Source organism: Frankia sp. CgJB1, assembly GCF_977947065.1.
Genome location: NZ_CDWTNB010000040.1, coordinates 1 through 26,663 on the forward strand (window position 1 = coordinate 1; position 26,663 = coordinate 26,663).

22 protein-coding genes and 3 pseudogenes are annotated in these 26,663 nt (G+C 68.2%); 18 read left to right on the top strand and 7 right to left on the bottom strand.

The features are described from left to right. The first annotated feature begins 479 nt into the window (after nt 1–479). The 7 genes and pseudogenes from AC08OT_RS07070 to AC08OT_RS07100 all read left to right on the top strand — a co-directional run bounded on the left by AC08OT_RS07070 (nt 480) and on the right by AC08OT_RS07100 (nt 8,837). Nucleotides 480–1,973: a TIR-like protein FxsC gene (locus AC08OT_RS07070; protein WP_476593817.1), complete on the top strand. Its 1,494-nt coding sequence runs from the start codon at nt 480–482 to the stop codon at nt 1,971–1,973. A 78-nt stretch (nt 1,974–2,051) separates the two neighbouring features. Continuing rightward, nucleotides 2,052–3,278 (top strand): annotated as a pseudogene (locus AC08OT_RS07075) (KGGVGR-motif variant AAA ATPase); the annotation flags it as partial. Between the two features lie 141 nt (nt 3,279–3,419). Continuing rightward, a pseudogene (gene fxsT, locus AC08OT_RS07080) lies at nt 3,420–5,376 on the top strand (FxSxx-COOH system tetratricopeptide repeat protein). Next, nucleotides 5,313–5,828, top strand: coding sequence for a hypothetical protein (locus AC08OT_RS07085; RefSeq protein ID WP_476597318.1), 516 nt, complete (start codon nt 5,313–5,315; stop codon nt 5,826–5,828). The pseudogene fxsT and the gene AC08OT_RS07085 overlap by 64 nt, the downstream one beginning before the upstream one ends. Before the next feature lie 252 nt (nt 5,829–6,080). Then, a complete protein-coding gene (locus AC08OT_RS07090) occupies nt 6,081–6,341 on the top strand; it encodes a hypothetical protein (protein WP_476593815.1) in 261 nt (86 codons plus the stop codon). 92 nt (nt 6,342–6,433) lie between these two features. Then, complete coding sequence (locus tag AC08OT_RS07095; RefSeq protein ID WP_476593814.1) at nt 6,434–7,048, top strand: N-acetyltransferase family protein; 615 nt, start codon at nt 6,434–6,436, stop codon at nt 7,046–7,048. Nucleotides 7,049–7,283: 235 nt separating this feature from the next. Further along, nucleotides 7,284–8,837 (top strand): mechanosensitive ion channel family protein, encoded by a 1,554-nt coding sequence (locus AC08OT_RS07100; protein ID WP_476593813.1) that lies wholly within the window; start codon nt 7,284–7,286, stop codon nt 8,835–8,837. 136 nt (nt 8,838–8,973) lie between these two features. Here the strand turns inward: AC08OT_RS07100 and AC08OT_RS07105 are convergent, their stop codons facing one another. Together AC08OT_RS07105 and AC08OT_RS07110 are read right to left on the bottom strand one after the other, a co-directional pair. Next, the gene (locus tag AC08OT_RS07105) at nt 8,974–9,282 is read right to left on the bottom strand and encodes a GlsB/YeaQ/YmgE family stress response membrane protein (RefSeq protein WP_011434649.1); all 309 of its coding nucleotides are present in this window, start codon (nt 9,280–9,282) and stop codon (nt 8,974–8,976) included. Nucleotides 9,283–9,313: 31 nt separating this feature from the next. Continuing rightward, complete coding sequence (locus AC08OT_RS07110) at nt 9,314–9,835, bottom strand: hypothetical protein (RefSeq protein ID WP_476602657.1); 522 nt, start codon at nt 9,833–9,835, stop codon at nt 9,314–9,316. Between the two features lie 481 nt (nt 9,836–10,316). Here AC08OT_RS07110 and AC08OT_RS07115 point away from each other — a divergent pair, with 481 nt between their 5' ends. From AC08OT_RS07115 to AC08OT_RS07125, 3 genes are all read left to right on the top strand, one after another. Further along, nucleotides 10,317–11,825 carry an amidase gene (locus tag AC08OT_RS07115; protein ID WP_476593444.1) on the top strand — a complete coding sequence of 503 codons (1,509 nt, stop codon included), beginning with the start codon at nt 10,317–10,319 and terminating at the stop codon, nt 11,823–11,825. Between the two features lie 150 nt (nt 11,826–11,975). Continuing rightward, entirely contained in the window at nt 11,976–13,097 is a 1,122-nt protein-coding gene (locus tag AC08OT_RS07120) for a PP2C family protein-serine/threonine phosphatase (protein ID WP_476593443.1), read from the top strand. A gap of 207 nt (nt 13,098–13,304) precedes the next feature. Then, nucleotides 13,305–13,757 (top strand): hypothetical protein, encoded by a 453-nt coding sequence (locus AC08OT_RS07125; protein ID WP_476593442.1) that lies wholly within the window; start codon nt 13,305–13,307, stop codon nt 13,755–13,757. 16 nt (nt 13,758–13,773) lie between these two features. On the opposite strand, the gene AC08OT_RS07130 is transcribed toward AC08OT_RS07125, so the two are convergent. Next, nucleotides 13,774–14,418 carry a TIGR03086 family metal-binding protein gene (locus AC08OT_RS07130; protein WP_476593441.1) on the bottom strand — a complete coding sequence of 215 codons (645 nt, stop codon included), beginning with the start codon at nt 14,416–14,418 and terminating at the stop codon, nt 13,774–13,776. A gap of 516 nt (nt 14,419–14,934) precedes the next feature. On the opposite strand from AC08OT_RS07130, the gene AC08OT_RS07135 reads away from it, so the two are divergent. Both AC08OT_RS07135 and AC08OT_RS07140 read left to right on the top strand, forming a co-directional pair. Next, on the top strand, nt 14,935–15,759 hold the full coding sequence (locus AC08OT_RS07135) for an SAM-dependent methyltransferase (protein WP_476593440.1): 825 nt from the start codon (nt 14,935–14,937) through the stop codon (nt 15,757–15,759). Between the two features lie 49 nt (nt 15,760–15,808). Continuing rightward, nucleotides 15,809–16,153, top strand: a complete 345-nt coding sequence (locus AC08OT_RS07140) for a hypothetical protein (RefSeq protein WP_476593439.1) — start codon at nt 15,809–15,811, stop codon at nt 16,151–16,153. 474 nt (nt 16,154–16,627) lie between these two features. On the opposite strand, the gene AC08OT_RS07145 is transcribed toward AC08OT_RS07140, so the two are convergent. Continuing rightward, complete coding sequence (locus AC08OT_RS07145) at nt 16,628–16,921, bottom strand: hypothetical protein (RefSeq protein WP_476593438.1); 294 nt, start codon at nt 16,919–16,921, stop codon at nt 16,628–16,630. Nucleotides 16,922–16,964: 43 nt separating this feature from the next. On the opposite strand from AC08OT_RS07145, the gene AC08OT_RS07150 reads away from it, so the two are divergent. Next, nucleotides 16,965–17,738 carry a Kelch repeat-containing protein gene (locus AC08OT_RS07150; RefSeq protein WP_462203662.1) on the top strand — a complete coding sequence of 258 codons (774 nt, stop codon included), beginning with the start codon at nt 16,965–16,967 and terminating at the stop codon, nt 17,736–17,738. 76 nt (nt 17,739–17,814) lie between these two features. On the opposite strand, the gene AC08OT_RS07155 is transcribed toward AC08OT_RS07150, so the two are convergent. Continuing rightward, on the bottom strand, nt 17,815–18,510 hold the full coding sequence (locus AC08OT_RS07155; RefSeq protein WP_476593445.1) for an NAD(P)-dependent oxidoreductase: 696 nt from the start codon (nt 18,508–18,510) through the stop codon (nt 17,815–17,817). A gap of 282 nt (nt 18,511–18,792) precedes the next feature. Between AC08OT_RS07155 and sigJ the strand changes: the two genes are divergently transcribed. Continuing rightward, entirely contained in the window at nt 18,793–19,671 is an 879-nt protein-coding gene (gene sigJ / locus AC08OT_RS07160; protein ID WP_476593437.1) for an RNA polymerase sigma factor SigJ, read from the top strand. Nucleotides 19,672–19,751: 80 nt separating this feature from the next. Here sigJ and AC08OT_RS07165 read toward each other — a convergent pair whose 3' ends face one another. Then, nucleotides 19,752–20,876, bottom strand: a complete 1,125-nt coding sequence (locus tag AC08OT_RS07165; RefSeq protein WP_476597202.1) for an SGNH/GDSL hydrolase family protein — start codon at nt 20,874–20,876, stop codon at nt 19,752–19,754. Nucleotides 20,877–21,148: 272 nt separating this feature from the next. Here AC08OT_RS07165 and AC08OT_RS07170 point away from each other — a divergent pair. Continuing rightward, nucleotides 21,149–21,505: pseudogene (locus AC08OT_RS07170) on the top strand (YncE family protein); the annotation flags it as partial. An 800-nt stretch (nt 21,506–22,305) separates the two neighbouring features. Here AC08OT_RS07170 and AC08OT_RS07175 read toward each other — a convergent pair. Beyond that, a complete protein-coding gene (locus AC08OT_RS07175; RefSeq protein ID WP_476596060.1) occupies nt 22,306–22,926 on the bottom strand; it encodes a TetR/AcrR family transcriptional regulator in 621 nt (206 codons plus the stop codon). 132 nt (nt 22,927–23,058) lie between these two features. On the opposite strand from AC08OT_RS07175, the gene AC08OT_RS07180 reads away from it, so the two are divergent. From AC08OT_RS07180 to AC08OT_RS07190, 3 genes are all read left to right on the top strand, one after another. Beyond that, nucleotides 23,059–23,550: a redoxin domain-containing protein gene (locus AC08OT_RS07180; protein ID WP_476593900.1), complete on the top strand. Its 492-nt coding sequence runs from the start codon at nt 23,059–23,061 to the stop codon at nt 23,548–23,550. Nucleotides 23,551–23,617: 67 nt separating this feature from the next. Beyond that, nucleotides 23,618–24,607, top strand: a complete 990-nt coding sequence (locus AC08OT_RS07185) for a quinone oxidoreductase family protein (protein ID WP_476593899.1) — start codon at nt 23,618–23,620, stop codon at nt 24,605–24,607. Between the two features lie 547 nt (nt 24,608–25,154). Then, the gene (locus AC08OT_RS07190; RefSeq protein ID WP_476602658.1) at nt 25,155–26,357 is read left to right on the top strand and encodes a TolB family protein; all 1,203 of its coding nucleotides are present in this window, start codon (nt 25,155–25,157) and stop codon (nt 26,355–26,357) included. The last annotated feature ends 306 nt before the right edge of the window (nt 26,358–26,663 follow it).

The following is a 26,663-nucleotide window of genomic DNA, read 5'->3' on the forward strand; positions in this document are numbered from 1 at the left end:
TGCCGGCAACCAGACAGAACAGCCGGAACCAACACACCGACGACCATCAAGATCCAACTAGTAGAAGCGGCATTGAGGCCTGCCCGGCGACGACGACATCGACCCGGATCCGCCGGTCCCCCATCCCGTCCTTTGCTGGTTTCCCGGACAGACCACGAGAGCGGCACCTGACACCGCAGCGCCTGCTGCACTTTGCCGCCGGTCACCGCCGCCCACACCTGCAATCTAGACGACAACCGGCTGGGAGACCACGCCGTAGACTCAGTTCTCACTTGCCTGCACCCGCACAGGTTGTGACGTGTGGTCGCAGCGCGTTCCGGCCACACCGTGTTGGAAAGAGGGGGCCTCGGTGCCGGGGGAGATCATTCACAGATCGAGGGGTGAGCGACCGCCTCGTACCGGAAAAGACCGCTCCGATGCCCCCGGTCGGCCAGACCGACTACGGTTCGACCGGCCGGCCGGGCCCGATACCGACGGACATGCCTGAGGCGACGGACGGGCCGCCGCTGTACTTCTTTCTCAGCTACGCCCGCGCGGACGGCGAGGACGGCCCGTTTCTCGCCCGCTTCTTCCGGGATCTGCGGCACGAGGTCCGGGTCCGCTGCGGGCATCCGAGGGCAGACGAGGTGGGGTTTCTCGATACCTCGAGTATCCGACCGGGCGACGCCTGGTCACGGGAACTCGCCTCGGCGTTGGCCCGCTGCCGAACTTTCGTCGCCATATGCTCCCCCACCTTTTTTACAAGTGAGTACTGCGGCCGGGAATGGCAAGTTTTCGAGGACCGCCTCCGCCACCTGGAGGAGACGGGCGCGGGGCGGGCACCCGTCCTCCTACCAGTGATGTGGATCCCCTTACGCCCGCCGCCCTCGATTCTGGCCCGACTGCAGTACAATCACGAAGATCTCGGTCAAGAGTACGCCAAGTTCGGCTTACGGTATCTTCTCCAGCTGAACCGGAACCACGACGAGTACCAGGAGTTCCTGGTAGCTTTGTCCGATCGGATCGTACGACTCGCGGCAGAGACCGCTCTGCCGCCCATGGCGGAGATCCCCGGCTTCGACACCGTGCCCAGCGCGTTTGATCAATGGGGTGACCGGCGCCCTGCCCCGCCTCGGTCCGAGGTGCCGGAGTTGATCCAGGACCCGGTCCCGCCGCCGCACTCGGTGGCCTCGACCGAGGCAGAGGCAGACCAGGGCACGGGTCTGGCCGGTACCGAACCCACGACACACCCGGTGACCGGGCCGACAAGTATCCTCGAGTCGACGGCGGGAACCGGGCCGGCCACGTACATTGGGCCCCGTGGTGACCGGGACGGACCTTCCACCGCTGTCCGCACGCAGGAAGCCGGCCCGGAGCCGGCCGACCACGTCGGCGGTCCGAAGCGAGTCACCTTCGTTCTCGCCGTGACTTCGGCCAGCGAACTCGCCGCCCTGCGCCGGCACTTGAGCTACTACGGCAGCCAGTACGACGAGTGGAAGCCCTACCATCCGCATCACAAGCAACGGGTCTGCGTCTCCGCCCAGTTCATTGCCGCGGGCCAGGAGATGTCTTCGGACATCGTCATGCTGCAGACCGGCATCTCCACGCTGCTCAAGCGGTCGCGCACGCGCAACGAGATCGTCGTCTTCATCGTCGATCTGTGGACCGCCACCATGGAACCGTTCCGTAGCGCGCTGCTCGAATACGACCAGCGGAACGAACCGACGACCGGGGTGCTCGTGCCCTGGAATCCGGACGACGAGGAGACGCACGAAAACAGAGAACGGCTGTTCGAGACCCTCGCCAGCGCCCTGCCGAACAACATGCTGCGCCGAGACGGTCTCTTCCAGGAGCAGGTGCAGTCCCACGAGAAGTTCGCGGACGCGCTCGTGCAGATCCTGACGGATCTGCAGGCGCGCATCTTCGCCGGCCAGACCATCTTCCGCCAGCGCCCGCCGAGCCACCGCCGCCGTCCGTTCCTCAACGGCCCGTAGGAGAGGGCGCCAGTGAACGAACGGGATTCGGGACGCATCGTCACCTTCTATTCCTACAAGGGCGGCACGGGCCGATCCATGGCGCTCGCCAACGTCGCATGGCTGCTCGCCAGCAACGGACGGCGGGTGCTCGTCGTCGACTGGGATCTGGAGACGCCCGGGCTCCACCGGTACTTCCATCCGTTCCACCACGACCCGGATCTGCGGACGACCCGCGGCGTCATGGACATGATCTGGGATTTCACCGCGACGGTGATGTCGCTGCCGACCGCCGGCGAGGAAGACTGGTTCGAGCGGGCGACCGCGATCATGCCGTACGCGGTGTCTCTGACCTGGTCCTTTCCGGCCAACGGCACAATCGACTTCGTCTGCTCCGGTCGTCACGACGCAGCCTACTCCCGCCGGCTCAGCACCTTCGACTGGAGCACCTTCTACGACACGCACAACGGGGCCGATTTCATCGACGCACTCGCGGAGAACATGCGGTCGTCCTACGACTGGATCCTCATCGACAGCCGGACCGGGCTGAGCGACACCGCCGGAATATGCACCGTGCAGTTGCCCGATATCGTCGTAAACTGCTTCACACTCAGTACCCAGAGCATCGAGGGTGCCGCCGCCGTCGCCCAGTCGATCAGCGCACAGGACAAGGACGGTGAAATCGGCCATCTACCGGTGCCCACGCGGGTCGAGGACGGTGAGCAGAAAAAACTTGAGCTGGGCCGGGACTTCGCCCGTGCGATCTTCGATCCGTTTCTGCGGAACATGAGCGCCCGGGAGAAGGAACGGTACTGGGGCGATGTGGAGGTTCCATACAAGCCGTATTATGCGTACGAGGAGATCCTGGCGGTCTTCGGGGACCGCCCGTTGCAGGAGGGCACTCTTCTCGCCGCCTATGAAAGGCTTACCTCGTACCTGACCAACGGGGAGGTCCGCTCCCTCTCGACGCTGGACGAGACGCAGCGCCGCCGCAATCTCGCGGTCTTCGAGCGGACCACGGTGTCCATCCCGACCAACATCGTGGTGAGCTACGCCTCCGCCGACCGGAACTGGGCGGACTGGATCGCCACCGAGCTCGAGAGCGCCGGTTTCGCCACGAGGCTGGAACAGGCGGGCCCGGGCACCGGGAACCGGATCGATCAGGGCGCCGTCCCCGCGGCCGGTCATTTCCGAACAGTCGTCATCCTGTCATCGGCGTACGTCCGCTCACCGCCGGCGTTGGAGAGATGGCGCAGGACGGTCGCGAGCGATCCGGACGGGACGGGTCGGCTGCTCGTGCCCGTCCGCATCGAGGACTTCCAGCTGCCGGCCGAGTTCACCAACCGGGAGTATGCCGACCTCGTCGGTTTCGACGAGGCGCCCGCACGGCAGACGCTGCTTGCCGCGACGGGACGTCCGACCCGCCGGGCCACGCAACTCCGCCGGGAGATCGGCGTGGCGGCGAACGTGCGTTTCCCCGGCTCGCCGCCCCAGGTCTGGACAGGGGTACCGGAGCACAACCCGAGCTTCATCGGACGAGAGGCTCTCCTGGTCGGGCTGCGCAACCGCTTTTTCGGGGTGGGCGGGGCGCCCGTCAGTACCCAGGTTCTGCAGGGCCTCGCCGGCGTGGGTAAGATGCAGGTAGCCACGGAGTATGTGTTCCGGTTCGGGGCGTCCTATGATCTGGTCTGCTGGATCGGGTGCGACCAGACGGCGCTGGTCCGCAGCAGTCTGGCTCGGTTGGCCGCCGACCTGGGCCTGCCGCACCGGGAGGGGCGGGAACCGGTTGACGAGGTGGTGAACGCCCTGCGCCGGGGTGATCCGTACCCACGCTGGCTCCTCGTCTTCGACAACGCCGACTCCCCCGATGATGTGGCGCCACTGATCCCGCATGGCCCCGGGCACGTGCTCATCACCTCGCGCAACCAGCGCTGGCAGGGCAGGCAGGAGCGGGTGGAGATCGGTATGTTCAGCCGGGAGGAGAGTGTCGCGTTGTTGCGGCGGCGGGCTCCGGCGCTGACCACGGAGGTCGCCACGCAGCTCGCCGAGGCGCTGGGGGACCTTCCGCTGGCGCTCGAGCACGCCGGCGCCTGGCACGCCGAGACCGGGATGACCGCGGAACGGTACCTGGAACTTCTTGACCGAAGCCCAGGGCCGCTGCTGCTCGAGGGCGAGATCCCGACCTACCCCCTCCTGGCTGCTGTCCATGGAGCGGCTACGCAGCGAGATTCCCACGGCGGCGCGGCTCGCCGAGCTGTGTGCCTTCTTCGGCCCAGAACCGATCAGTCTGCAGATCTTTGCCGGTGCGGGGCTACGTGACCTGACCGATGCCGAGGATCAGGAGTTCCGGGACTCCTTCGTACTGGCCAAGGCCGTCCGGCAGATCAGCGAGCACGCCCTGGTCCGGGTAGATCAGAAGAACGAGAGCCTGGAGATACACCGGCTCGTCCAGGCGGTGATCCGCGACGACCTCACACCCGACCAACGCACCGGTGTCCGCCGCCGGGTCCATGCGTTGCTGGCGGCGGCGGACCCGCTGGAGCCCGACCGCCCCGAGACATGGCCCCGCTACTCCCTGATCCGACCGCACCTGGTGCCCTCCGGCGCGGTGGGGTCGGCCTCCGAGGAGGTGTCGCGGCTCGTCTCGAACCAGGTCCAGTGTCTCTACGAGCAACGCGATCACTGGGGATGCAGGGATCTGGCGAGCGTCACCCTCGACATCTGGCGTGACGTCTTCGGCGATAACGACAAGCGGACCCTGACGCTCGCTCTCGACCTCGCCGACAGCCTGCGGGCGCTGGGGGAGCCGGACCAGGCCAAGGGACTCGACCAGCCTGCCCACGATCGCCTGACCCGCCTGTTCGGCAGCAACGACGCCCTCACGCTCCGCGCCGCGCGGGCACTCGGCGGGGACCTGCGCGGCATGGGTGACTACCAGGAGGCCCGACGCCTCGACGAGGACACCTACGCCCGCTACCGGGACATGGCGATCCTGGACGACCCGGGCGCGATCAGCACGGCCAACAACATCGCGGTCTCGCTGCGCTTCTTCGGTGACTTCCGGCTCGCGCTCGAGACCGGAGAGGATGTCTACATCCGTCAGCTGCGGGCAAGCGGTGAAAACGACATCCTCACCCTTCAGTATGCCGACAGTCACGCCCGGGACCTACGCGAATGTGGCCTTTACCGAGAATCCCTGAAAATCCTTCAGGAGACCTTGACCCGATGCCGGGATATCCTCGGTATCAATCATCCGGACACCTTGCGCTCCTTGCGGAACTACGCGGTCACACTACGGCGCGCAGGGCGGGCGCGGCCCGCCATACCTCGGAGGAGGCTTTCAAGAAGTTCCGGACCTACGTGGGAGAAGATCATCCTGAAACCCTCACCGCAGCCATCAGCCTGGTGGGCGATCTGTGCCTGAGCCGGGAGGTACCGGCTGCGCGAAAGCTGGCCGAGAACACCTTCCAACAGGCCAAGCGCCGGCTTGGCGCGGACAATCTCTACACCCTCGCGGCGGCTAACGCACTGGTCGTCGCCATTCGGCTCGATGGCGACCCGGACGAAGCCGGCGCCCTCGCCCAGGAAACGGGGAACAGATTACGGGCCGTTCTCTCCGACGATCACCCTTTCACGGTGTCATGCATGCTCAATCTAGCCAACTGCCGCTACGACAGTAACCAGATAATGAGCTCGCGGAGTCTCGACGAGGACGCCGTCTCTCACCTGCGGAACCGGCTCGGCGATGACCACCCGACCACCCTGATCGCCTCCGCCAATCTGGCGATCGACCTGTCCGCCCTCAGCGAGACCGAGACGGCAGATGCGCTACGCGCAAATGTTCTAGCCACATTCGGGGAGAGGCAAATGTTCTAGCCACACTCGGGGAGAGTCTGGGAGCCGACCATCCGATCATCGCGTCCGTGCGGGCCGGCGATCGCATCGACCTCGAGATCGACCCACCCCCACCCTGACCCGGGTGCCCGGCGACTCAGGAGACGGCCTCCGGAGGCTCTGCCTGTTACCAGGTGCAGCGTACGGGCCGTCCGGCAGCCGGCCGCAGGCTAGTGCAGCACCAGGGGGCAGGGGTTTCATCATCTACTGAGCATCATCGCCGCACCCGGCGGCGTGTTGTGGGCCACTTTCGACTTCTCTCCGCTGCCGACCAGTCCGAAGGTTCCCACCAGTGCGTTTCTCGTCTGGATCACCTGCACCGATGGGGCGGTGAATCTCAGCGGCGAACGCTGGATCAACCACCCGGACGGCTATGCCATGACGAATCTCTCCGTGTGGCCCCGCGCCGACCATCCCGATCACCTGATGGGCCGGGTTCATCTGCAGGGATGCAGCGATTACGCCGTCGACCGGATCTTAAAACCCGGCCGGTGACCGAGCCGCCGAATGCCAGGATGGGTGACTGCCGCGGGTCCGGCGCTCCAGGTCCTTTACCTTCCGGCCCGGTGAACAGGCAGGATCGATCTGTGCGGACACGGCGGGCATCAGAGGAAGACTGGGGCGCGATCTGGCCGATCTGGCGGGCCGTTGTGGTCGAGGGCGAGACCTGCGCCTGGACACCGGACACCGACGAGGACGTCGCGAAAAGCGCGTGGATGCTGCCCCCGCCGGCCGAGGTTCTGGTGATGGAGGAGGACGACGGCCCGGGCGATACCTCGATCATCGCGACCGCACTGCTCACACCGAGCCAGCCGGGCCTGGGAGATCATGTCGTCCAGGCGGTACTGCTCGTTGATCCTAAGCGGGTGGATCACGGGGCTCCGCGCGGCGGGGCCGGAATGTACCAGGGCTACGGGCCGTACGGGGGACGTAGCTACTACGGCGGCCGGGGAGCCGGGGGCGACCGCTGGGAGAGCGTCAGCCGGCAGGCCGCGGAGCAGATGATCGAGTACGCGGCCGATCTCGGCTACCGGGCGATGCAGCTCAACGTCGTCGTCGCCGCCAATCCACGGTTGGTCGCGCTGTGGCGCTCGCTGGCGTTCCGCCTCGTCGGGACCCTTCCGGCGGCCTTCCGCCATCCCTGGCTCGGCGACGTCGACCTCTACGTGATGTACCGCTTCCTGCCCGCCCGGGAGAACTGACCGGCGCACCGGGTGCCTGCGCCCCTGGTAGAGAGGGGAGCACCGTCGCCGGAATCCTCACCGGAGGATCCGGAGGGATACTGAGGGATAGGGATACTGAGGGCCGCGGAGGGTAGCGAGGGATACCGAGAGACGTGGAGAAGGACGCACCGGCGCGGGTTCGCGACCCGCGCCGTCCAACCATGCCATGGTGCCCGTCCCCTCCTGCCCATGGCCCAGGACGAGGAGCCTGTCTGTGCATCTGAGCGCCGCGCCCGATCTGTCCTTCTCCGACATGCGATCGACCATCGCCGTCCTGACGATCCTGGGCGGTGCGCTCCTGCTGGCCCTGGCCGTCTCCGTGTTGCTGCACCGCATGGCCAGACGGATCGGCCGCCATTCGGAGATCGTCGCCGATCTCGCACAGCACGGTAAGCGGCCGACGCGACTCACGCTCGTGCTGGTGGCCCTGCTCGTCGGCCTCAACTCCACGGCTGAACAGGCCTGGACCGAGGCGGCCCTGCGGGTGTCCAATGTCGCCCTTATCGCTGGAATCGCCTGGTGCGTCACGGTGCTCGCGTTCACCTTCGAGGACCTCGCGCTCGCCCGCTACCGGGTGGATGTCGTCGACAACCGGCATGCCCGCCGGGTGCGCACCCAGGTCACCCTGCTCCGACGGGTCACGGTGGTCATCATCTCGATCATCGCGGGCACCTCGATGCTCATGACGTTCCCGAGCGTCCGCGTCGCCGGCGCCAGCATCTTCGCCTCGGCCGGCGTGGTCGGCATCGTCGCGGGGCTGGCCGCCCAGACCTCGCTGTCCAACGTCTTCGCCGGACTCCAGCTGGCCTTCACCGACGCCATCCGGGTCGACGACGTGGTGGTGGTCGAGAAGGAGTGGGGCAGGATCGAGGAGATCACTCTCACCTACGTCGTCGTCCACATCTGGGATGACCGGCGGATGGTCCTTCCGTCGACCTACTTCACCACGACACCATTCCAGAACTGGACCCGCAAAGAGTCCGCGGTCCTCGGTGCCGTCGAGCTGGACCTGGACTGGGCAATCCCGATCGACGAGATGCGGGCCGAGATGCACCGGGTCTTGGACGCCACGGACCTGTGGGACAAGCGGGTCTGCGTCCTGCAGGTCACCGACGCCATCGGTGATCACATCCGCATCCGCGTCCTGGTCAGCGGCAAGGACGGACCGACCGTGTTCGACCTGCGCTGCCACATGCGCGAGGCACTCGTCCGATGGGTGCAGCACAACCATCCGACAGCCCTGCCCCGGACCCGCATCGAGTTCGACGCCTCCGCGCACCTGCTCGGTCTGCGCCTCCCGGATCAGGGCCGGCCCGATGACCGCGACGGCCGCGACCACCCCGGCAGCAGGTCCGACCGGCTCCGCAAGACGAACGGCATCCGCCTCGACGAAGCACCAGCGCGGGTGGTTCCCGTCCCAGTGCAGGGTCTCCTCTCCCCCACGATCATGGCTGCCACGAACTCGGCCGCGGTTACCACCGCCGGCAGTGCGAGCCGGGAGGCGGAGACCGATACGGGGGGCGGGACGAGCACCGCGCCCGCGGATGCGCATGCCGATGCCGCCGAGGACGCCCGGCTGTTCTCCGGCGCGAGTGCCGACGCCGCGGAACGGGCACGGAACTTCAGCGGGACCAGCAAGATCGACGAGCACGACAGCTCCGCTTCTTCTCCACCGCCCGGCGACGACGATGACGACGCGGCACACCCGGGAGAATCGACCCGACGCCAAACGATACCAAAGGCGCATAACGACACCGAAGGCGCATAACGACACCACAGAAGGCTCCGGCCCGGGTCCTCCGCAGGTATGGAGGGCCCGGGCCGGAGCAGGTGTCGGGTCAGAGCAGGTGCTCTGCGTGCTGCCGACCGGGCCGCGGTCACCCGGTCGCCGACGGGTATCGCGATTACCGGCGGGCGTAACGACGGCTGCGGGTAGACCCCGACCGGCCGCCGTGGCCCCCCACGTTCCGCCACACCAGGAGAACCAGGATGGCACCGATGATGGACCCGAGAATGCCAGACGGCTGCAGAGCGCCTTCGCCGACATCCTTATTGAATAGGACGTAGCCGAGGAATCCTCCGACGAAAGATCCGATGATTCCCACCACAATGGTGCCGAGAATCCCGATGGGATCCCGGCCGGGCAGCAACACGCGTGCGACGGCCCCGGCGACAAGTCCGAGCAAAATCATGACGACAATGAAGGTAATCATTGTTTTCTCCCTACCGAGGTGGTTGGATTACTTATCCCCGGCGCGGCCGTCCCCGCCGGACCAGCAGCAGCACCACCGTGCCGGCCAGGACCCCGCCCGTGGCCTTCAGGTTGCTCCGCATCCGCTGCCCGACGGACCGCGCGGCTTTCCCGCTGGTGGCGAGGGTCTTCTCGGTGGCGACCGACACATGGGGAGCAAGGGTCTGGACGGCCTCGTTGACCTTCTGGCGCACCTCGGCGGCTCCGCCGGCCACTCTGGCCTTGGTGCCCGGGGTGGTCGTGTCCGCATCGGCCAGGCCCGAGCTACTGACGTTTCCCGGGCCACTAACACTTGAGGTGGCGGTGGTCGCGGTGATGACGTCGGGGCTCGGCGCCGGGGAACCGTGACCGTTTAGGCCGGGTGCCGGGCCGGAATCTACACTCTCGGTACCGGTCGGGACCGGGGGGACCGGGGGGACCGGGGGGCGCGCGAACGGAACCGTGGTCGTGTCGTCGGCAGGAAGCGGCGCGGTCCGTGCGGGCTCCGGCATCACTGAACTCGGGTCCATTGGCATCGTTCGGTTCCTCCCTGGAAGGTGTTCGGTGTCTGACCTGGGGACCGGGTCCGACCTGGAATCGATGGCTGAGCTGGTCAACGGCTGAGCTGGCATCACGCTCAGCCCGTCCGACCGGGACCGACGCGGACCAACTGGCCGGGCCGCATCTACGATCAGGACTACCGGCGGCTCCCCGTGGCGCGCAGAGAAACCCGACCGGGCGGGATGTTCACTAGCCGTACTTCTCATTGTCATACCCGGAATCAATGCGGATAACCCGATGTGGGCGCCCTGACGGGACACGGGGCCGCATCACCGATACCTAATACTATCCATAAACACACAAATGCCACATAACGACCAATATATCGATCATAGATCATATTTCCCCAATGCACCCACAGCAGGTGATAATGGGAGGTATCGGGCGATCGACGGTGCGGACGACCCGGCGTCGGCTACGGTTCGGACAGCAGCCATGAGCGTCAGGGGGTGGCTGATGTCGGATGTGCCCACAATGTCCTCCGCAGCCGACCGGAACGGTCCACTCGAAGGCATCCGCACACTGGCCGCACGCCTCGCCTCCGGCGAGATGACGTCCCGCGAGCTCGTCGAAGCCGCGTTGGCCCGGATAGCGGCGACCCAAACCACCGTTAACGCCTTCCGCTGGGTACGGGCCGAGGCTGCCCTCGCAGAGGCCGAGGCGGCGGACGTCGCACTCGCCGCCCGCGGGAGCCGGTCCGGCCGACTCAGCCGGGACGCCCGCGGCAGCTGGTGGGGCGCGACGGGATGGCGACCACTACTCGGCGTGCCCATTGCGATCAAGGACGACACCGACCTGACCGGTACCCCCACGGCCTTCGGCGCGATGGGGGAATTCTCCCCCGCGGTCCGGGACAGCGAGATGGTGCGATGGCTGAAGGCGGCCGGTGCCATCATCATCGGCAAGACCAACACCCCCGAGTTCGGGCAGTGGCCGTTCACCGAGGGCCGGGCGTTCGGGGTGACCCGTAACCCGTGGGATCTCGACTACTCTCCCGGCGGCTCCTCCGGAGGCGCGGCGGCCGCGGTGGCTGCGGGGCTGGTACCGGCGGCGATCGGTTCGGACGGGGCGGGCTCCGTGCGCATCCCCGCCGCCTGGACCCACCTGGTCGGGATCAAACCGCAGCGCGGGCGCATCTCGAGCGCCCCGGTCCGCGAGCAGTTCAACGGGCTCACTGTCTACGGCCCGCTAACCAGAACCGTCGCCGACGGGGCCCTGCTGCTCGACATCCTGTCCGGCAGCCTGCCCATCGACCGGGCTCGACCGCCGGCGCCGGCCGAGCCGTTCCTCACCGCCGCCGGCCATCCCCCTTCCCGCTTGCGGATCGGGCTCTCCCTGCACCACCCGTACAGCGGGATGCCGGTGGCCCTCGATCCGGCCGTCCGGGCCGCCGTGGAACGGCTGGCCGAGATCCTGGCCCGCTGCGGGCACGACATCGTGCCGGTGGAGCCGCCCTACGGCCTGCTTGGCACGATCTTCCTGCCGCGGTCCATGGACGGCATCCGCGACTGGGCCGGGCGGGTGCCCGATCCCACCCTGCTCGACCCGCGGACCATGGCCAACGCGCGGACCGGACGGATGCTGCGCCCGTTCCTCCCGCTGACACGCGCCGCGGAGCCACTGGCCCGGCTCAACATCGGCCGCATCTTCCGGCGGGTCGACGTCATACTCGCCCCGACAACCGCCACGCCGCCGCCCCGGGTGGGCGAGCTCAACCGGGAGAGCAACTGGGCCACCGACCAGGCGATCGTGGCGGCGTGCCCCTACACCTGGCCGTGGAACGTCCTCGGTTGGCCGGCCGTCAACGTACCGGCCGGACGCACCGCGGCGGGACTGCCCGTCGGCGCCCAGCTGATGGGGCCGGCGAACAGCGAGACCTTGCTGATCTCCCTCGCGGCGCAGCTGGAGGACAGCGAGCGCTGGCACCTCCATCAGCCGGGAGAACGCTCGGCCCACGCGATCTGACGATCTGACCCGACGGGCACCCGACCCGACCTGGCCCACAGGCCGACCTGGTCCACGGACCAACCTGACCTTACGGGTAGCGGGGTGTTACCGAATAGCCGAAATGCGAGGGCCTCTCACGGAACCCCGATCCGGCCGGGACAATGACCCATGCGAAGATGTCGTTCAGGCGCTGGCGGACCCGGCGGACTGAGCAGACTCAGCAGGCTCCGCGGGGTGGAGGATGTCCGTCCCCTCATCGCCGGAACGCTCGTCCTCGTCACGGTCATCGTCCTCGACGCGACGCCCGGCCTGATCCTGGTCGGGTACTTCGGTCTCGGGCCACTGATCATCGCGGCGACCAGTCCACCCCGAGTCACCGCCGCGGTCGGAGCGCTGACAGTGATCACGGCACTCCTCTCCGGGTTCTGGGATCATTGGTTCGGGACCGGTCCGCATCTCGCCGCGACTACGCTGGTCGCCCTCCAGTCCGTGATCGCCGTCTACATCTGCGCGCACCGGGAGCGGCAACGCTCACAACTGCACCAGGTCAAAGCGGTTGCCGAGGTCGCGCAGCAGGCACTGCTACCGGCGGTCCCAAGCCGGCTCAACGGGGCCGGTTTCGCGGCTCGGTACCTCTCCGCCGCCCAGGAGGCGTCGGTGGGTGGCGATCTCTACGAGGTCGTCTCCACCTCGCAGAGCATCCGGATGATCATCGGTGATGTCCGCGGCAAGGGCCTGCCGGCGGTCCGGCTGGCCTCGATAGTGCTCGGCGCCTTCCGCGAGGCGGCGGTGACCTGGCTCGACCCGGAACAGGTGGCCGCCGCCTGCGCCCGCGCGGTGGGTCGGGAGGCCGAACCCGAGGACTTCGTGACGGCGCTCATCGTCGACATCCACCCGGACGGTCGGCTGGGCCTGTGCTCGGCCGGGCATCACCCGCCGCGGCTGGTCTCGGCGGACGAGTGCACCACGCTGGAACTGAAGTCGCCCAGTCCGCCACTCGGGCTGGCCGAGCGCTTCTCCGTCACGACGGCGAGCTGGGCGGTCGGCGATCGGATGCTGCTGTTCACCGACGGTCTCACCGAGGCCCGGGACGGCCGGGGGCGGTTCTTCCCCCTGGACGATCATCTGGACCTGCTGCGGGGCGGCAGCCAGGACGACGCACTCGACCGTCTCGCCGGGGCTCTGCGCGCCCATGTGGACGGCAGGCTGCAGGACGACCTCGCGGTGCTGCTGGCCGAGCGGGAGGCGGGACCGAGTGGCGGGACGGGAGCCGGCGTCCTGAGCTCCTGAGCTCCTGAGCCCGGCGAGACCCGGGCGGCCCCTCGGCCCAAGATCCGACTCCCATCCGGCGTGCCGCTGCCCCGCGGAGCCCGTCGCGATCAGCTACGGTCACCCAATGCGGAGGGATTCCGTGGCCGCCGTCGGATACCGACGCCTACAGTTGTGCTCACGGGTATTCACTCCAGGTATCGATACGCCGGACGGTCGGAGACGGTCGTGAGCTTTCCGGTGGATTCCGGTGACCGTCGCACCGTGCGGCTGCTCCTGGCCCTGCTCGTCGTTGTGAGCGCCGTGGCCGCGTTCGCCGTCGGCGGTCTGATCGCGACGTCCGGGTTACGGGTGAGCTGGGGACGCGCCGAGGGCGCCGCGGCAGCGGCCGAGGTCCCCGTCGCCAAGGACGGCTCGCTGCCGGCAGCGATCGGCAGGCTGGGCATCGGCGGCGGCTCGGATCCCTCGCCACTCACGGTGGGCCCCTCCCCGAAGAACGGGCCTTCGCCGGCCACCGTGTCACCGGCACCGACGGATGCGGGCGGGGCGAAACACCCGGTGCCAAGTGGCGAGGACCCGTCTACACCCACGGCACCGAGCCCGCAACACAGCTGCGCGGCCCCGGCTACCTCCGCACCCGGCGGGTCGGGCGCCCCCATCCTCATCTACCCGTTGTGCTGATATCCGTTGTGCCGAGCTATCCGCCGGATCCGGGCCGCCAGTCGGGCGAGCGGCCGGTGAGGGCCAGCAGCCTCGTCCACTCGTCGGCGTCATCCGGGACCGGCACCGGGCGGGCGAAGATGCCGGCCGCCCGCCAAGCGTCGATCTGCGACGCCAAGTGCTCGTGGACCCGGTGCACGAGGTCCCGGTCGGACCCGACGCCCGCCGCCAACGAGGTGTCACCGGCCCGCCGGCCGTGCATGTCGATCGCCCGCGCCAGATCCCAGCCGTGGATCAGTAGATCAGCGGTCAACTGGAAGGCGTACTCGCTCGCCGGCGTGGGGCCGAAGGAGAGGACCGGCACCGACGCCCAGGCTCCCGGGCGGTTCCAGGCGTCCCGTGCCCCACGGGCCGCCGCCGGCCAGCTCGCCACGGGATCCGCCCCGAGCTGATCGCCGTCGAACCGGGGGCCGATGTCAGCCATGGTGAGGCCGGCCAGCAGCGGCGGCACCCATAGCTGCTCCACGGTGAGGTGGTTGACGAGCGCGCGGACGTTCCAGTCCCGGCAGGGCGTGGGCGCATCCCACCCGCCGGGCGGCACCGCCCGCACCTGCGCGTCGAAGAGATCCAGCGCCCGGACGAGCGCGTCGTGACGTTCCGCGACGGTCAGCATGGTCGCCATCGCACCGCTCCCTTCATCCGTCGCGGTACCGATCCCGGGCCCGCGCGGGTCGTCCCGGACCGGGGTGGACTCGGTTCCGGCCGGCGATCCGCAGACCCCACCGGCCTACCCCGCACATCGGCATGCACTCTCACCTGCCGCGACGGCCTCACGATCCGTTGCCTCATGGCCCGTTGCCTCACGATGGCCCGTTGCATCGCGGTTCGCGACCGTGCTGCTTGCGGAACCGTCCCAGTAGGGGAGACGAATCACTGGTGTTCCTTGGGGCATTGTGGTAGTCCTCGGGGCGTTGTGGTAGACGGTCATAAATCTGGCTTCCAGCTCCGCCGCGGAGGTTTCCCACGAGGCGAGAGGGACAGTCCCGGGCTGGTTGTCGGGACGCCGCACCGGACCGCCGCACCGGACCGCCGCACCGGACCGGTGAACCGGACCGGCGAACCGGCTCCGGGTGACGAGCGGGCAGAGGACTACGCTCACACCAGGCAGAATCCACCGAAGCGGAGGAAGGACCCAAACATGACCGACGACGCATATGCCCCCGAGGGGCTGGCGGAGAAGCCCCAATTCAATTCGGATGTCGCGCACACCGCCCGGGTCTGGAACTACTGGCTCGGTGGCAAGGACAACTTCGCCTCCGACCGCGCGGTGGGCGACCAGGTCCAGCAGATACTTCCGCACATCGTCGACACCGCCCGCGCCGACCGGGGTTTCCTCACCCGAGCCGTGCAATTCCTGGCCGGCGAGGCAGGTATCCGTCAGTTCCTCGACATCGGGACCGGGCTGCCCACCGCCGGAAACACCCATGAGGTCGCCCAGGAGATCACACCGGAATCGCGCATCGTCTACGTCGACAACGACCCTCTTGTTCTGGTGCATGCCCGAGCGCTGCTCACCAGCACCCCGGAGGGCGCCACCAACTACCTCGAGGCCGACATCCGGGATACCGACCGAATCCTGGAAGCCGCGGCCCGAACGCTGGACTTCACCCGGCCGGTCGCGCTCACCCTGCTGGGGGTGCTGAACTTCGTTCAGGATGCCGAGGAAGCGCTGCGGATCGTGCACCGGCTCCTGGATGCTGTGCCGTCCGGTAGTTATCTGGCCATCGCCCACGCCAGCAACGAGGTCTATCCCGAGGAGGCGGAGCGGGTGCGGCAGTTCTGGAACGAGAACGCCACACCACCCATTGTCTTTCGCGACGCGAAACAGATCGCCGTGTTCTTCGACCGGGTCGAGCTGCTCGAGCCCGGCGTCGTCTCGTGCTCGCGGTGGCGGCCGGCCTCCAATGATCTCGGTATCCCGGCCGAGGTGCAGCAGTTCTGCGGAGTGGGCCGCAAGCTCTGAGGACTTCTGCCTGGCGGCTCGTTCAGCCTCGTCGCCGGCCGGACGACGCGTGAGGGGATTTCCCCTCCCGCCGGGCCCCACCGATGATCCGAACGCGCCGATCCGCCCGGCGAGGACCGGACCGGCCCCGGGTACCGATCCCGCCGGGGTCAGTACCGCCGGGGCCGGTACCGGCCCGGTCGACGTGCCGAGCGTGCTGGTGGTCGCCGACAAGTTCCCCCCGGTGCTCGGCGGCATCCAGACGTTCGCCTGCCATCTCGCGGCCGGGCTTCCGGTCGACCGGATGGTGGTCGTGGCGCCGGCCGCCCCCGGCTACCGAATGATCATGGTATGGCTGCCGATGGCCCCGTCGGCCTGCGTCCTGGCCCTGTTGGTCCGCCGCGGCCACCTCTGACCCGCGCCACCCACCCCCGTCGGGGGATGGTCCCGCACCGCGTCAGGCCCACTCGTCCCGTCCGGGTGGACCCGCGGGCACCGAACCCAACGGAGATTACTCTTCGAATCAATGGGAATGCACAGCGTCAGGATGCACAACGTACAGCTAGTTCTCGCGCGTGCACCGTCATCTGCCCATGCCATCCACCCGTCGGTCAGGGCCGCACCCGCGGTCCTCAGAGGGGGGAGACTTCATGAACTGGTCCCGTACATCACGTCGGTGCGCCTCGCGTGCCTTCGTCCTGACCGCCACGCTGGCAGCAGCCCTGGCCGCGCCGGGGCTGCTCAGCTCGGTGGCCGAGGCGGCAGCACCGACCGGCAGATGCCCGTCGCTGCCCCAGATCGCCGGCCCGTTGCAAAGCTGGGAGACGGTTACCGCCCTGCCAGTTCCCCGTGCCCATCTCGCGGCCACCACGGGATGTGACGGACGGATCTATGCGATCGGCGGCCAAGCCGCCGAGACGGGCGCCGGCGGCGGCGCCCCGGGCTCGCCTACGGGGACGCCCACGGCAACGCCCGGCCCGACCGCGTCACCAACCACCACACCAACTTCACCGGCCGCCACACCCGCATCACCGACGCAGTCGCCAGCCCCCACCGGGACGCCCGGAAGTTCCGCGACGACATCGACGGTGGGTCCGGCCAGCCTGACCCGGAAGCCGCTGGCCGGATCACCCGGCGCGAGTCCGACCGGTTCACCGACCACGCCCGCATCACCGACGGGCACCGGCTCACCCACGTCACCACCGGGCGTCGCCCCCCTGACGCCGGTGGGAACGGTCCAGGTCTACGACCCGCGGAAGAACGCCTGGACGGACGCGCCCGATCTGCCGACCGCGCGTACCCATCTCGCCGCCGCGACCGACCTCGATGGCCGGATCTACGCGATCGGCGGCCGGTCCGGCAGCTCGAACCAGCCCACGGACATCGTCGAGGTGTACACCCCGTCCGACGGAAGCTGGTCGGCGGGGAAGCCCCTGCCGAGCGCCATGGGTGACCCGAGCGCGGTCCGCGGCACCGACGGCAGGATCTACGTTCTCGACGCGAAGACCCTGGCGATCTACGATCCCGGCTCGGACAGCTGGTCGACGGCCGGAGCGCCGCCGCCCGCGAACAGGGCTCCGGTCCTGACGGCCCTGCCGGACGGCCGGATCCTGGCCGCCGGCGGCATCGGGGCTGGCGGCGGCTCCGCACAGCGGGCGGCCACCGACGTCTTCGCCTACACACCGGGTTCGGATGCGGCCGAGAAGGGCTCGTGGGCCCAGATGTCCGACCTGCCGGACGGCGTCGCGGGTGCCGCCGGGGCGACCGGCCCCGACGGCCGGGTCTACATCATCGGCGGGCGGGACAGCGCCGGGAACGTCACCGGGGCGGTGCAGGTCTACACCCCGAAGGACGACCGGTGGGCCGCCGGACCGACCAGCTCCCCCTCTACCCGGGCCGGGCATGCCGCGGCGACCGGTGGTGACGGCCGGGTGTACGTGCTGGGTGGAACGTCCAGCACCGGCAAGACACTGAACACCGCCGCCGCACTGAACAAGTAACGAACAACACCACCAGCCGGCGCCGGCCGCCCTGTCCCATGAGGCCGGCGCCGGCCGCCGGCCGCGTTTGCTGAGGTCAGTCCCGCTTGAATGCCTCCCGGCGCAACATCTGAAATAGCGTCGGGGCGCCTTCGCGGGTCGTCACGGCGACCGCCTTGTGCACGAACCGTACCTCGGTCACCTGTTCGAGCAGGCTCGCGGCCAGGTCCATGCGGCTGGTGAAGATACCCGGCGCCTGGTCCTCGTGAAGCTCGTAGCTCGTCACCCCGGGCGCATCGAACAGACCCGAGGGACGCATGATCGTCCAATCCAGGTTGCTGTCGCGCAGAAGTTCCTCCATGCGGCGCATGTCACGGTAGGTCGTCTTGCCGATCGTCGCGATGATCAGCGGCTGGAGGACCCGGTTAAGCAGGAAACCGCTATCGGCATGATGATGCGGCTCGGTGGCACTCGAGCTCACCACGACCACTCGCTTGACCCCGTGCCGGAACATCGCCGCAGTGATGTTCCGGATTCCGTCGCTGTAGATGTTGATCGGTTCGCGCGTGAACGGCACGCCAAGCGTCGACAGCACCACGTCGGCTCCTTCGACGGCCCGATCGACGGCCTGGGCGTCGTGCACGTCGGCCCCCACGACGTCGAGCCGTTCGTGCGTAATCGGGAATTCCGCCGGTCGCCTGGTCACCGCGACGACGTCGTAACCGGCGGCCAGCGCCTGCTCGGTCAGCAGCCGGCCGGTCGGCCCGTTCGCTCCGAACACGACAATCCTTATTGCTGCGCTCCTCCTGACCCACGGGTACGCGGATCACCTGCCTGTCGGATGTCCGTCGGATGTCTGTCGGATCCCGCCGGACAGATGTGACCGCCGCGCCCACCGGCCACCGCCCACCGGCCACCGGCCACCGGCCACCGGCCACCGGCCACCGGCTACCAGCCGTCCCCAGGACCCAGACGGGTGGCGTCACGGGGGTGGCCCCGTCACATCGGCGGTGCCGCGTTCGTCAACTGCTCAGGAGAGGCTGGTCCGGAGGGGTGCAAGCGAGGGGTGCAGGCAATGGACGATGCGACGTGGCAGGCCGAGCAGTTCGAGCGCCAGCGCCCGCGGCTGCAGGCGGTCGCGTACCGCATGCTCGGTTCGCTCAGCGAGGCCGAGGACGCCGTCCAGGAGGCATGGCTGCGGCTGAGCCGCTCCGGCGACGAGGCGATCAACAACCTCGGCGGTTGGCTGACGACGGTCGTGGGTCGGGTGTGCATCGACATGCTGCGTGCCCGCCAGGCGCGCCGGGAGGACTTCGTGGGCACCTGGCTGCCCGAGCCGATCGTCAGCGCCGAGGACGGTGACGGCCCGGAGCAGCAGACCGTGCTCGCCGACTCCGTCGGCCTGGCGCTGCTCATCGTGCTCGAGACGCTCACCCCGTCCGAGCGGCTCGCGTTCGTCCTGCACGACATGTTCGCCGTGCCGTTCGAGGAGATCGCCCCGATAGTCGACCGGACCCCCGCCGCGGCCCGCCAGCTCGTCAGCCGCGCCCGACGGCGGGTGCGAGGCGCCCCGACGGTCCCGGACCCCGACCTCGCCGCACAGCGCAAGGTCGTCGCCGCGTTCCTGGCCGCCGCCCGGGCCGGCGACTTCGACGCCCTCGTCGCGGTGCTCGACCCCGACGTCGTGTTCCGCGTCGACACCGGCTCACGCACCCGGCTCGCGCCCGCGCTGCTCACCGGCTCCGCGGACGTCGCACAGCACACCGCCATCCAAGGCCCCCGCTTCGCGCGGCACTGCCAGCCAACTCTGGTCAACGGCACCGCCGGGATCGTCGCGCGCACATCGACCGGTGTCATCGCCATCGCCGGCCTCACCGTGCGCGACGGACGGATCGCCACCATCGACCTGATCCTCTACCCCGACAAACTCCACCGCCTGGTTCTCGCCGACTAGGGGTGTTTTTGACCGGGGTGTTTTTGACAGACCCCCGACAGACCCGGAGACAGTCTCGAATGTGTCAGCCTCGGATGTGGTCAACGGCCGGTGGGAAGGTAGGCGGCGATGATCGCGGTGGCCAGCGCGCGCTGCCTCTGGCCGTTGGGGTGGAACGCGGCGGAGAACGGCGTTCCGAGGGGGTCGACGTCGGGGGGACTGCCTGTACTGCTGCAGAGCTCGTGCCCGGCGAAGGCGTTCTCGGTGTCCACGTAGGTCACGCCGGCCGCCCTCGCGGCGGCGCGGATCGTGCTGTTGAGGTCGTGGACGGTCTGGTTGAACCAGGCCGCGTCGGTCGGCTGGATGCGTACCCCCAGCTTCCCGAGGACGCTGACCGGGCACGGGGCGTCCAAAGTGTCGGGGAACAGCCGGGGATAGCCCAGGACGAGGATCCGTGCCCCGGGGGCGAGGCTGGGGGCCCGTCGGATAGCCCGGTAGGTCTCAGTGAGTTGTGGCTGCAGGGTGTTCAGAGCAGTCCCGACGGCCGGTGCGGAGTGCTCCCGGCAGGACGGGAGAAGTGTGGTCACGTGCAGTGCCGCACAGTAGACCGCGATGTCGGCGAAACCGATGTCGTTGCCGCCGACGGTGAGGGTGACCAGTCCGACGGTGTCGGCCGGCCCGTCCAGATAGGTGTCCTGTGGTGGGGTGCCAGGCCCCTGCGACGTGGAGAAGTCCCGGATGCGTGCGCCCGCGCAGGCCCCGAAGGTGAACAGTGGATCAGACGTCGCGGACGGCGGCGGGTCCTTGGTGGCCAGGGCGGCGTGGACGAGAGCCGGGTAGGCGGCGGTCGAGCGTCGGCAGCCACCGAATAGCCGGTAGCTGCCCGGGAGGTAGTCGGCGACGGGGCCGGCTCCGTCACCGGAGGAATACGAGTCACCCAGCGCGACGTAGCGCAGCGCGGTCAGCCTGGTCCGCGAGGATCGTGAACGGCCGGACCGGTCGGTCGCGGTCAACTGGAACACGTAGTTGCCCGGAACCGGGAGGGTCACCGTCGTGTCTGGCGTGTCACCGGCGAACCGGGCCAGGGCCGGTCCCGACAGCATCGTCCACGCTGTGGATGCCGCGGGGCCGGTGACCCGGCCGTGCAGGGCCACCACGCTCAGCCCGACGACTGTGCGCGAGCGTCCGGCCTGCACGGTCACCATCGCCTGCCGCAAACGTGGCACCGTCGTCACAGATGGTTGCGATGTCGCTGCCGCAACGTTCTGTCGGCTACGGGATACATCCGCTGCGCCTGTGTCACGGCAACCCGCGACCGCCACGGCCGCCACCAGGCCCACCACGAGCATGCTCCACCGGCATCGCCCGAGATCGCTACCCGTCATACCGTCATGATGACAGGCCGTAGAGTGGAGTCCACGGATGTGGCGTACGTGGAGTAGCAGTCCTGCGACGCCCAGAGCAGGCCTGCGACACCCCAAAGTGGCGGTCTGTAAATCGGGGCTCCGTGTCGGTCATCTCCTTCACCACCAGGAAGATCGTCGCAAACTGGGCCATCCCCGGCGGCGGGATTCCCGACATGGGCAACGTCAACGCCGACGGGACCCGGCTGTGGCTGTCCGGCCGGCGCAGCAACGTCGTGTACGTGTTCGACACCGGCGGGAACGGCGGAAACGGCGGGCCGGACCCGACGACCGGCCGGCTGTTGACCGAGATCCCGGTGGGCCACGAGCCGCACGGGCTCGCCGTCTGGCCGCAGCCCGGGCGCTACTCCCTCGGCCACACCGGAATCATGCGATACTTCACCGCCGCCCGCGCCGCGACCTTCCCGCGCCACCCCCGACGTCATGCGTAGCTACGACTCCCCTACCTCTTGCTGCAACGGTCACAGGAACTCACCGACGGGAACCGGAAGGCGGATGCGCCAGGGCATGCCCACCGCCGTTCCCCGGCCTCGGCGGAGGGTACAGACAACGCGTCTTCCGTGGCCCCCTCGCAGACCTCGTCCCTCCCCGGCACTTCTCTGGCCACCCGCCGTGCGAGCTGTCGCCCGGCGAGCAGACCCTGCCCGGCCGCAAACAGGTCTTCCGCCGGCCCGGCACAAACGACACGATCGGCCTCCGGGACGAGCGTCCACCTTCCCTGGGTGAGCCGCTGCTGCGGCTCGTCATGCAGGGCGGCCGGCGGATCATCGGCCCGGCGACGTTGGGAGAGGTCGCCGCTTCAAGGCCGACCTCGCCGATCTTCCCGCCCCCGCCCGACGGCTGGTCGAACCGGCCGCCCTAGCCCCCAACCTCACCCCGGCCCTGACGGACCTGCTCGCCCGCACGCGCACCGCGCACCTCGCCTGTAAGACGCCTAAGGGCCAACACCGTGCTTGACCTGCAGTAACGCGCCCAGCGAGCGCAGCTGTCCCACGGGCGCGCGTAGCCCGGCCGCGCGGCGGGCCTGATCTCAAAACGAGAATCAGGGTGACCAGCGCTGGACCCTGACCCGGATCACCACCGTGATCGTCCGTATGTTCGGGGTGTCCTACACTCTCACCACGAGTCGTGGCTGCCGATCACTGATCACCTGCGTGGAGGGTTGGGCCGCGGACGCCACCTGGCACGGCCCGCGACTGCGTGCGGCCAGCCGAAATACCGATTCCCGAGATCACGTCTCATCATCGCAGGAGTATCTGCGGACATGGTCGATGGCCATGTCCAATGCTCGAACGAGCGGGCGATCGGTGCGATAAGTCTTGCTCAGCAGCAGACCGCCCTGCAGTGCGGCCATGATGGCTTCGGCGAGCGCGGCCGGATCCGCTTCCGATCGAAGACTTCCCCGCTCGCGCATCGCGGTGAGTCCGGCAAGCAGCGGGGACTCCCATTCGGTGAAGCAGCTCTGCAGGACGCCACGGGTCCGCGGATCGCCATCGGCGAGCTCGTTGGCCAGGGACCCGAGCGGGCATCCGCCGGTGTGATCGACCGCGGCCCGTATCTCGATGATCTTGTTTCGCCAGCGCCCCAGGGCGGCCAGGGAGTCCAGGGAGTCCAGCTCCGGACGCTGGGCCTGGACAACCTGCTGCGCCTGTTGCCGTATCACCGCCCGGATCAGGTCGTCCTTGTTGGCGAAGTAGTGGTACAGCTGCGACTTGCTGGTCCCGGTGACAGCCATCACATCGTCCAGACTCGTGCCGGCCGCCCCGCGCTCGCGCACCAGCTCGGCCGCGGCCGCCACGATGCGGGCTCTGGTCGCAGCACCCCGAGGGGTCAGTATCGGCACAGGCTTCATGGATCTCACGGACGGTAAGGCTAACCGAAACTGGACTTGTAAGTCCAATTCTAGCTCCGTACGCTGGACTAGACAGTCCACTACTCAAAGTGGCAACACCGCCCGACGCGACAGCGCGAGGGAGCAACAATCATGAATCGGCTCGACAACGGCCAGCTCTTCCCGAAGGTCCAGGTTCCCAAGGTCAGCGGAGGGTCCCTCTGCCTGCCAGAGGACCTGGCCGGCCACTTCGGCGTCGTCCTGATCTATCGCGGATCGTGGTGCCCGTACTGCAACGCACAACTCGCGGCGTTCCAGCGGGCGGGCGACGTTCTCACGGATCTCGATGTCCGGGTCGCCGCGCTGCCCGTCGACGACGAGGAGAGCGTCCGCAGACTCGTCGACAAGCATCGCATCGATTTTCCCGTCGGTCACAGTGCCGACGTCGACGGGATAGCCGAGGCGACGGATGCCTACATCAATGATGAATCCTCCGGCGACCCGCGGCGGTACCTCCAGTCAACCGGTTTCGTCCTGGCCCCCAATGGCAGCGTGATCACAGCTGTCTACTCCAGCGGCGCCATCGGACGCCTGGTCCCTGACGACGTCGTCGGATTAGTCCGCTACATACGCGACCACGGATGAGCGCGCATCCCACCGTGGAGCCGCGGCCAGACAACAACGCATTCCGGGTAAGCGAGGTATACACACCGTGAAAGCTGTCCAGATACACCGTTTCGGCGGATCCGAGGTCTTCGAGATCGTCGAGACTCCCACTCCGGCGCCGGGTCCCGGTCAGGTACTCGTCCGAGTCCATGCGGCCGGCGTCAACTTCGCCGAGGTCCTCATGCGTGAGAACCGGTATGCGGTGACACCCGATCTTCCTGCCGTCCTCGGCATGGAGGTTGCCGGCACCGTCGAAGCCGTCGGGGCCGGTGTCGGCGGGCTCGGGATCGGTGCCCGCGTCGCCGCGCCGCTGTTTGCCGCGGGCGTGTCATTCGGGGGTTACGCGGACCATGTCCTGATCAGCGCCGACTTCGTCGCCCCGCTTCCACCGGAACTACCGTTCGAGGATGCGACGGCGTTGATGGTCCAGGGACTCACTGCCCTGCACCTGACCAGGCAGACACCGCCGAAGGGCAAGGCGGTTCTGGTCAGCGCCGCCGCCGGTGGGGTCGGCACGCTTCTCGTCCAACTCGCCAAGCACGCGGGGGCAAGGAGCGTGATCGCCGCCGCGAGTACCGCCGAGAAGCTCGACACAGCCCGTTCGCTCGGCGCTGACGCAGGAGTCGACTACACCCGACCCGACTGGGTTGAGCAGGCGCGCGCGGCGAGCGACGGAAACGGTCCCGATATCATTTATGAATCGGTCGGCGGCGCGGTGACGACCGCGAGTCTCGACGCGCTCGCCCCGCTGGGTGAACTCGTCATATACGGGGCACTCAACATCCAGGAGTTCCAGCTCGGCGTACCAGAGCTACTCGGCCTCATTTTCAAGAATCAGTCCGTGACGGGCTTCGCGCTCGCCCCGCTGTTGAGCACGCACACCCTGCGGGAGGGGCTCACCGAGCTGTTCGACCTCGCCATCCGGGATGAGATCACCGTGACCGTCAGTGGAACCTATCCCCTGGAGAAGGTGGCTGAGGCACACCGGGAACTCGAAGAGCGACGCACGACCGGCAAGATCGTTCTGGTGCCGTAAGGAGAAGCTTACAGAGAAAGGAAACCAGGATCCGATCCGCCAATATCTCACCATCGTCGTCTCAGCACAGTACGCCGCTGCGGCCACCGCGTATTCCTCCTCACCCGGGCTCCCGGCAGAACTCGATGCGGATCACGCGGTGGCCGTTTTGCGTTGCCGGTGTTCAGTACGGCTTCTCTGCATCCCAGCTGCTATTCCCGAACCCGCCGACGGCCTCCACCTCGTAAGGTTCTCCACGCTTCCGCGGACGATGACGGAACGGCCTTATAGATTATTACTCCGTAAGATTTTCCGCACACTCTCGATCTCTTTTTTGGATTAGTGTCATGTCCGACCGAGAATGAGGTAGAAATGCACAAAACAAACCGCGCATCCATCCGTTCCCGTTTCGCGGCCGGTACCGCGGCAGTCGCGGTGGGGACCGCTCTCGCCACTGTCGCGGCGACGCCGGCACACGCCGCCGGGTCGTTCACGACCGACCTGGGCCCGGTAGAACTGGTGTCGGGTAACCCTGGGTGGCACGGGCGGCGCCAGCGACAGCACACGGGTGGACTTTCCTGGTTCGCAGGTTTCCGCCGACGGCCGGTACGTCATCTTCGAGTCGGCCGCGTCCGACCTGGTGGCCGGTGACACCAACGGCGACTGGGACGTCTTCCTGCGGGACCTGACCACGCAGACGACGCCCCGGATCTCCGTCGCCAAGACCGTGACCGGCAAGGGGCGACGGGCGACCACGACGTTCACGCAGGTCGTGGGTTCATCGAGCGGCGGGGTGGCGCTTTCGGCCGACGGGTCGATCGCGGCCTTCACCTCATTTTCCAGCGAACTGGTGCCAGGCCAGCCGGGCCAGACCGGTGTGCAGGACGTGTTCGTCCGCGACAACCGCACGGGGGACGTCACCCTGGTCTCCGCGCCGACCGGTCTGCTCTCCAGCCACGTCGGCGCCCTCCAGCTCAGTGTGTCGGCGGACGGTTCGACCGTGTCGTTCAGCGCACGGACGAGCAGCGCGCCATACCAGATCTTCGTGTACAACGTGGCGACGGGGACGACGACGCTCGCGTCGGTGACGGGAACCGGCACCGCCGGGAACGGCTCGAGCGTGGTCAGCAGCCTGTCCGCGGACGGCACCCGGCTGTCATTCCTGTCCTACGCATCGGACCTCGTCGCTGGTGACGTCAACGGCAGCGGCGACATCTTCATGCGTGACCTGACCACGGGGCAGACCGTGCCGGCCACCGTCACAGCCGACGGTGTGTGGGGTGACGACAACTTCGCATCGCTGGCGCGGATCTCCGGCGACGGGACGAAAGTGACGTTCTCCTCCCCGGCCACGAACCTCGTGCCGGACGACGCCAACGGGCTCACCGACATCTTCCTCAAGGACCTCGTGACCGGCAAGCTGACCCGCGTGTCGACCGATCAGGACGGCAGGCAGTTCGACCGAACGGCGACGGCGCCGTGGATCTCCCAGGACGGCACCACCGTGGTCTTCAGCGCGTTCTATGCAACAGATGTATCGCCCGGGGTGCCCGGTGCCATCAGCGACATCTTCGTCAAGCGCCTGGACACCGGTTCGCTGGCCCTCGTCTCCACCAAAACAGTGACGGTGCCAGCATCAACTATTCGGCGCAGTTTCCCACGATCAGCACTGACGGCTCCCAGGTCGTGTTCCAGTCCTCGGCCGACAATCTGGTGCCAGAGTACACGGGTGGCACTGTACCGTTTCAGCAGGTCTACCACAAGACCCTGAGCTGACAACCCGCCGACCACCGGCCGTCCACGCGGACCTTCCGCGTGGACGGTTCCCGTTCTCAGGCGTCCCCGGTGGCCCGCTCGAACGCGGCGAGGAGTATTCCTGCCGGCCAGAATCCCTGGTTATGACGGTCTTCACCGAGGCGTCTGGCCGGAAGCGGTGCATCGCGCATCCGAGACGGTTTCCTCGTCAACGGCACCGGCAGACTTCGCAGTGGAGCGTTCCCGATTTAGCAGAGAACTCCATTATGCGGCTTGTGGGTGCTCCCCGTCAAACTCGGCCTCGTACTCGACGGGCGTCATA

Bases quoted from the DNA above. Each gene is read 5' to 3' on its own strand.
- AC08OT_RS07070 (WP_476593817.1), top strand. From the start codon at position 480: ATGCCTGAGGCGACGGACGGGCCGCCGCTGTACTTCTTTCTCAGCTAC.
- AC08OT_RS07105 (WP_011434649.1), bottom strand. From the start codon at position 9,282: ATGATTACCTTCATTGTCGTCATGATTTTGCTCGGACTTGTCGCCGGG.
- AC08OT_RS07110 (WP_476602657.1), bottom strand. From the start codon at position 9,835: ATGCCAATGGACCCGAGTTCAGTGATGCCGGAGCCCGCACGGACCGCG.
- AC08OT_RS07115 (WP_476593444.1), top strand. From the start codon at position 10,317: ATGTCGGATGTGCCCACAATGTCCTCCGCAGCCGACCGGAACGGTCCA.
- AC08OT_RS07120 (WP_476593443.1), top strand. From the start codon at position 11,976: ATGCGAAGATGTCGTTCAGGCGCTGGCGGACCCGGCGGACTGAGCAGA.
- AC08OT_RS07130 (WP_476593441.1), bottom strand. From the start codon at position 14,418: ATGGCGACCATGCTGACCGTCGCGGAACGTCACGACGCGCTCGTCCGG.
- AC08OT_RS07135 (WP_476593440.1), top strand. From the start codon at position 14,935: ATGACCGACGACGCATATGCCCCCGAGGGGCTGGCGGAGAAGCCCCAA.
- sigJ (WP_476593437.1), top strand. From the start codon at position 18,793: ATGGACGATGCGACGTGGCAGGCCGAGCAGTTCGAGCGCCAGCGCCCG.
- AC08OT_RS07175 (WP_476596060.1), bottom strand. From the start codon at position 22,926: ATGAAGCCTGTGCCGATACTGACCCCTCGGGGTGCTGCGACCAGAGCC.
- AC08OT_RS07180 (WP_476593900.1), top strand. From the start codon at position 23,059: ATGAATCGGCTCGACAACGGCCAGCTCTTCCCGAAGGTCCAGGTTCCC.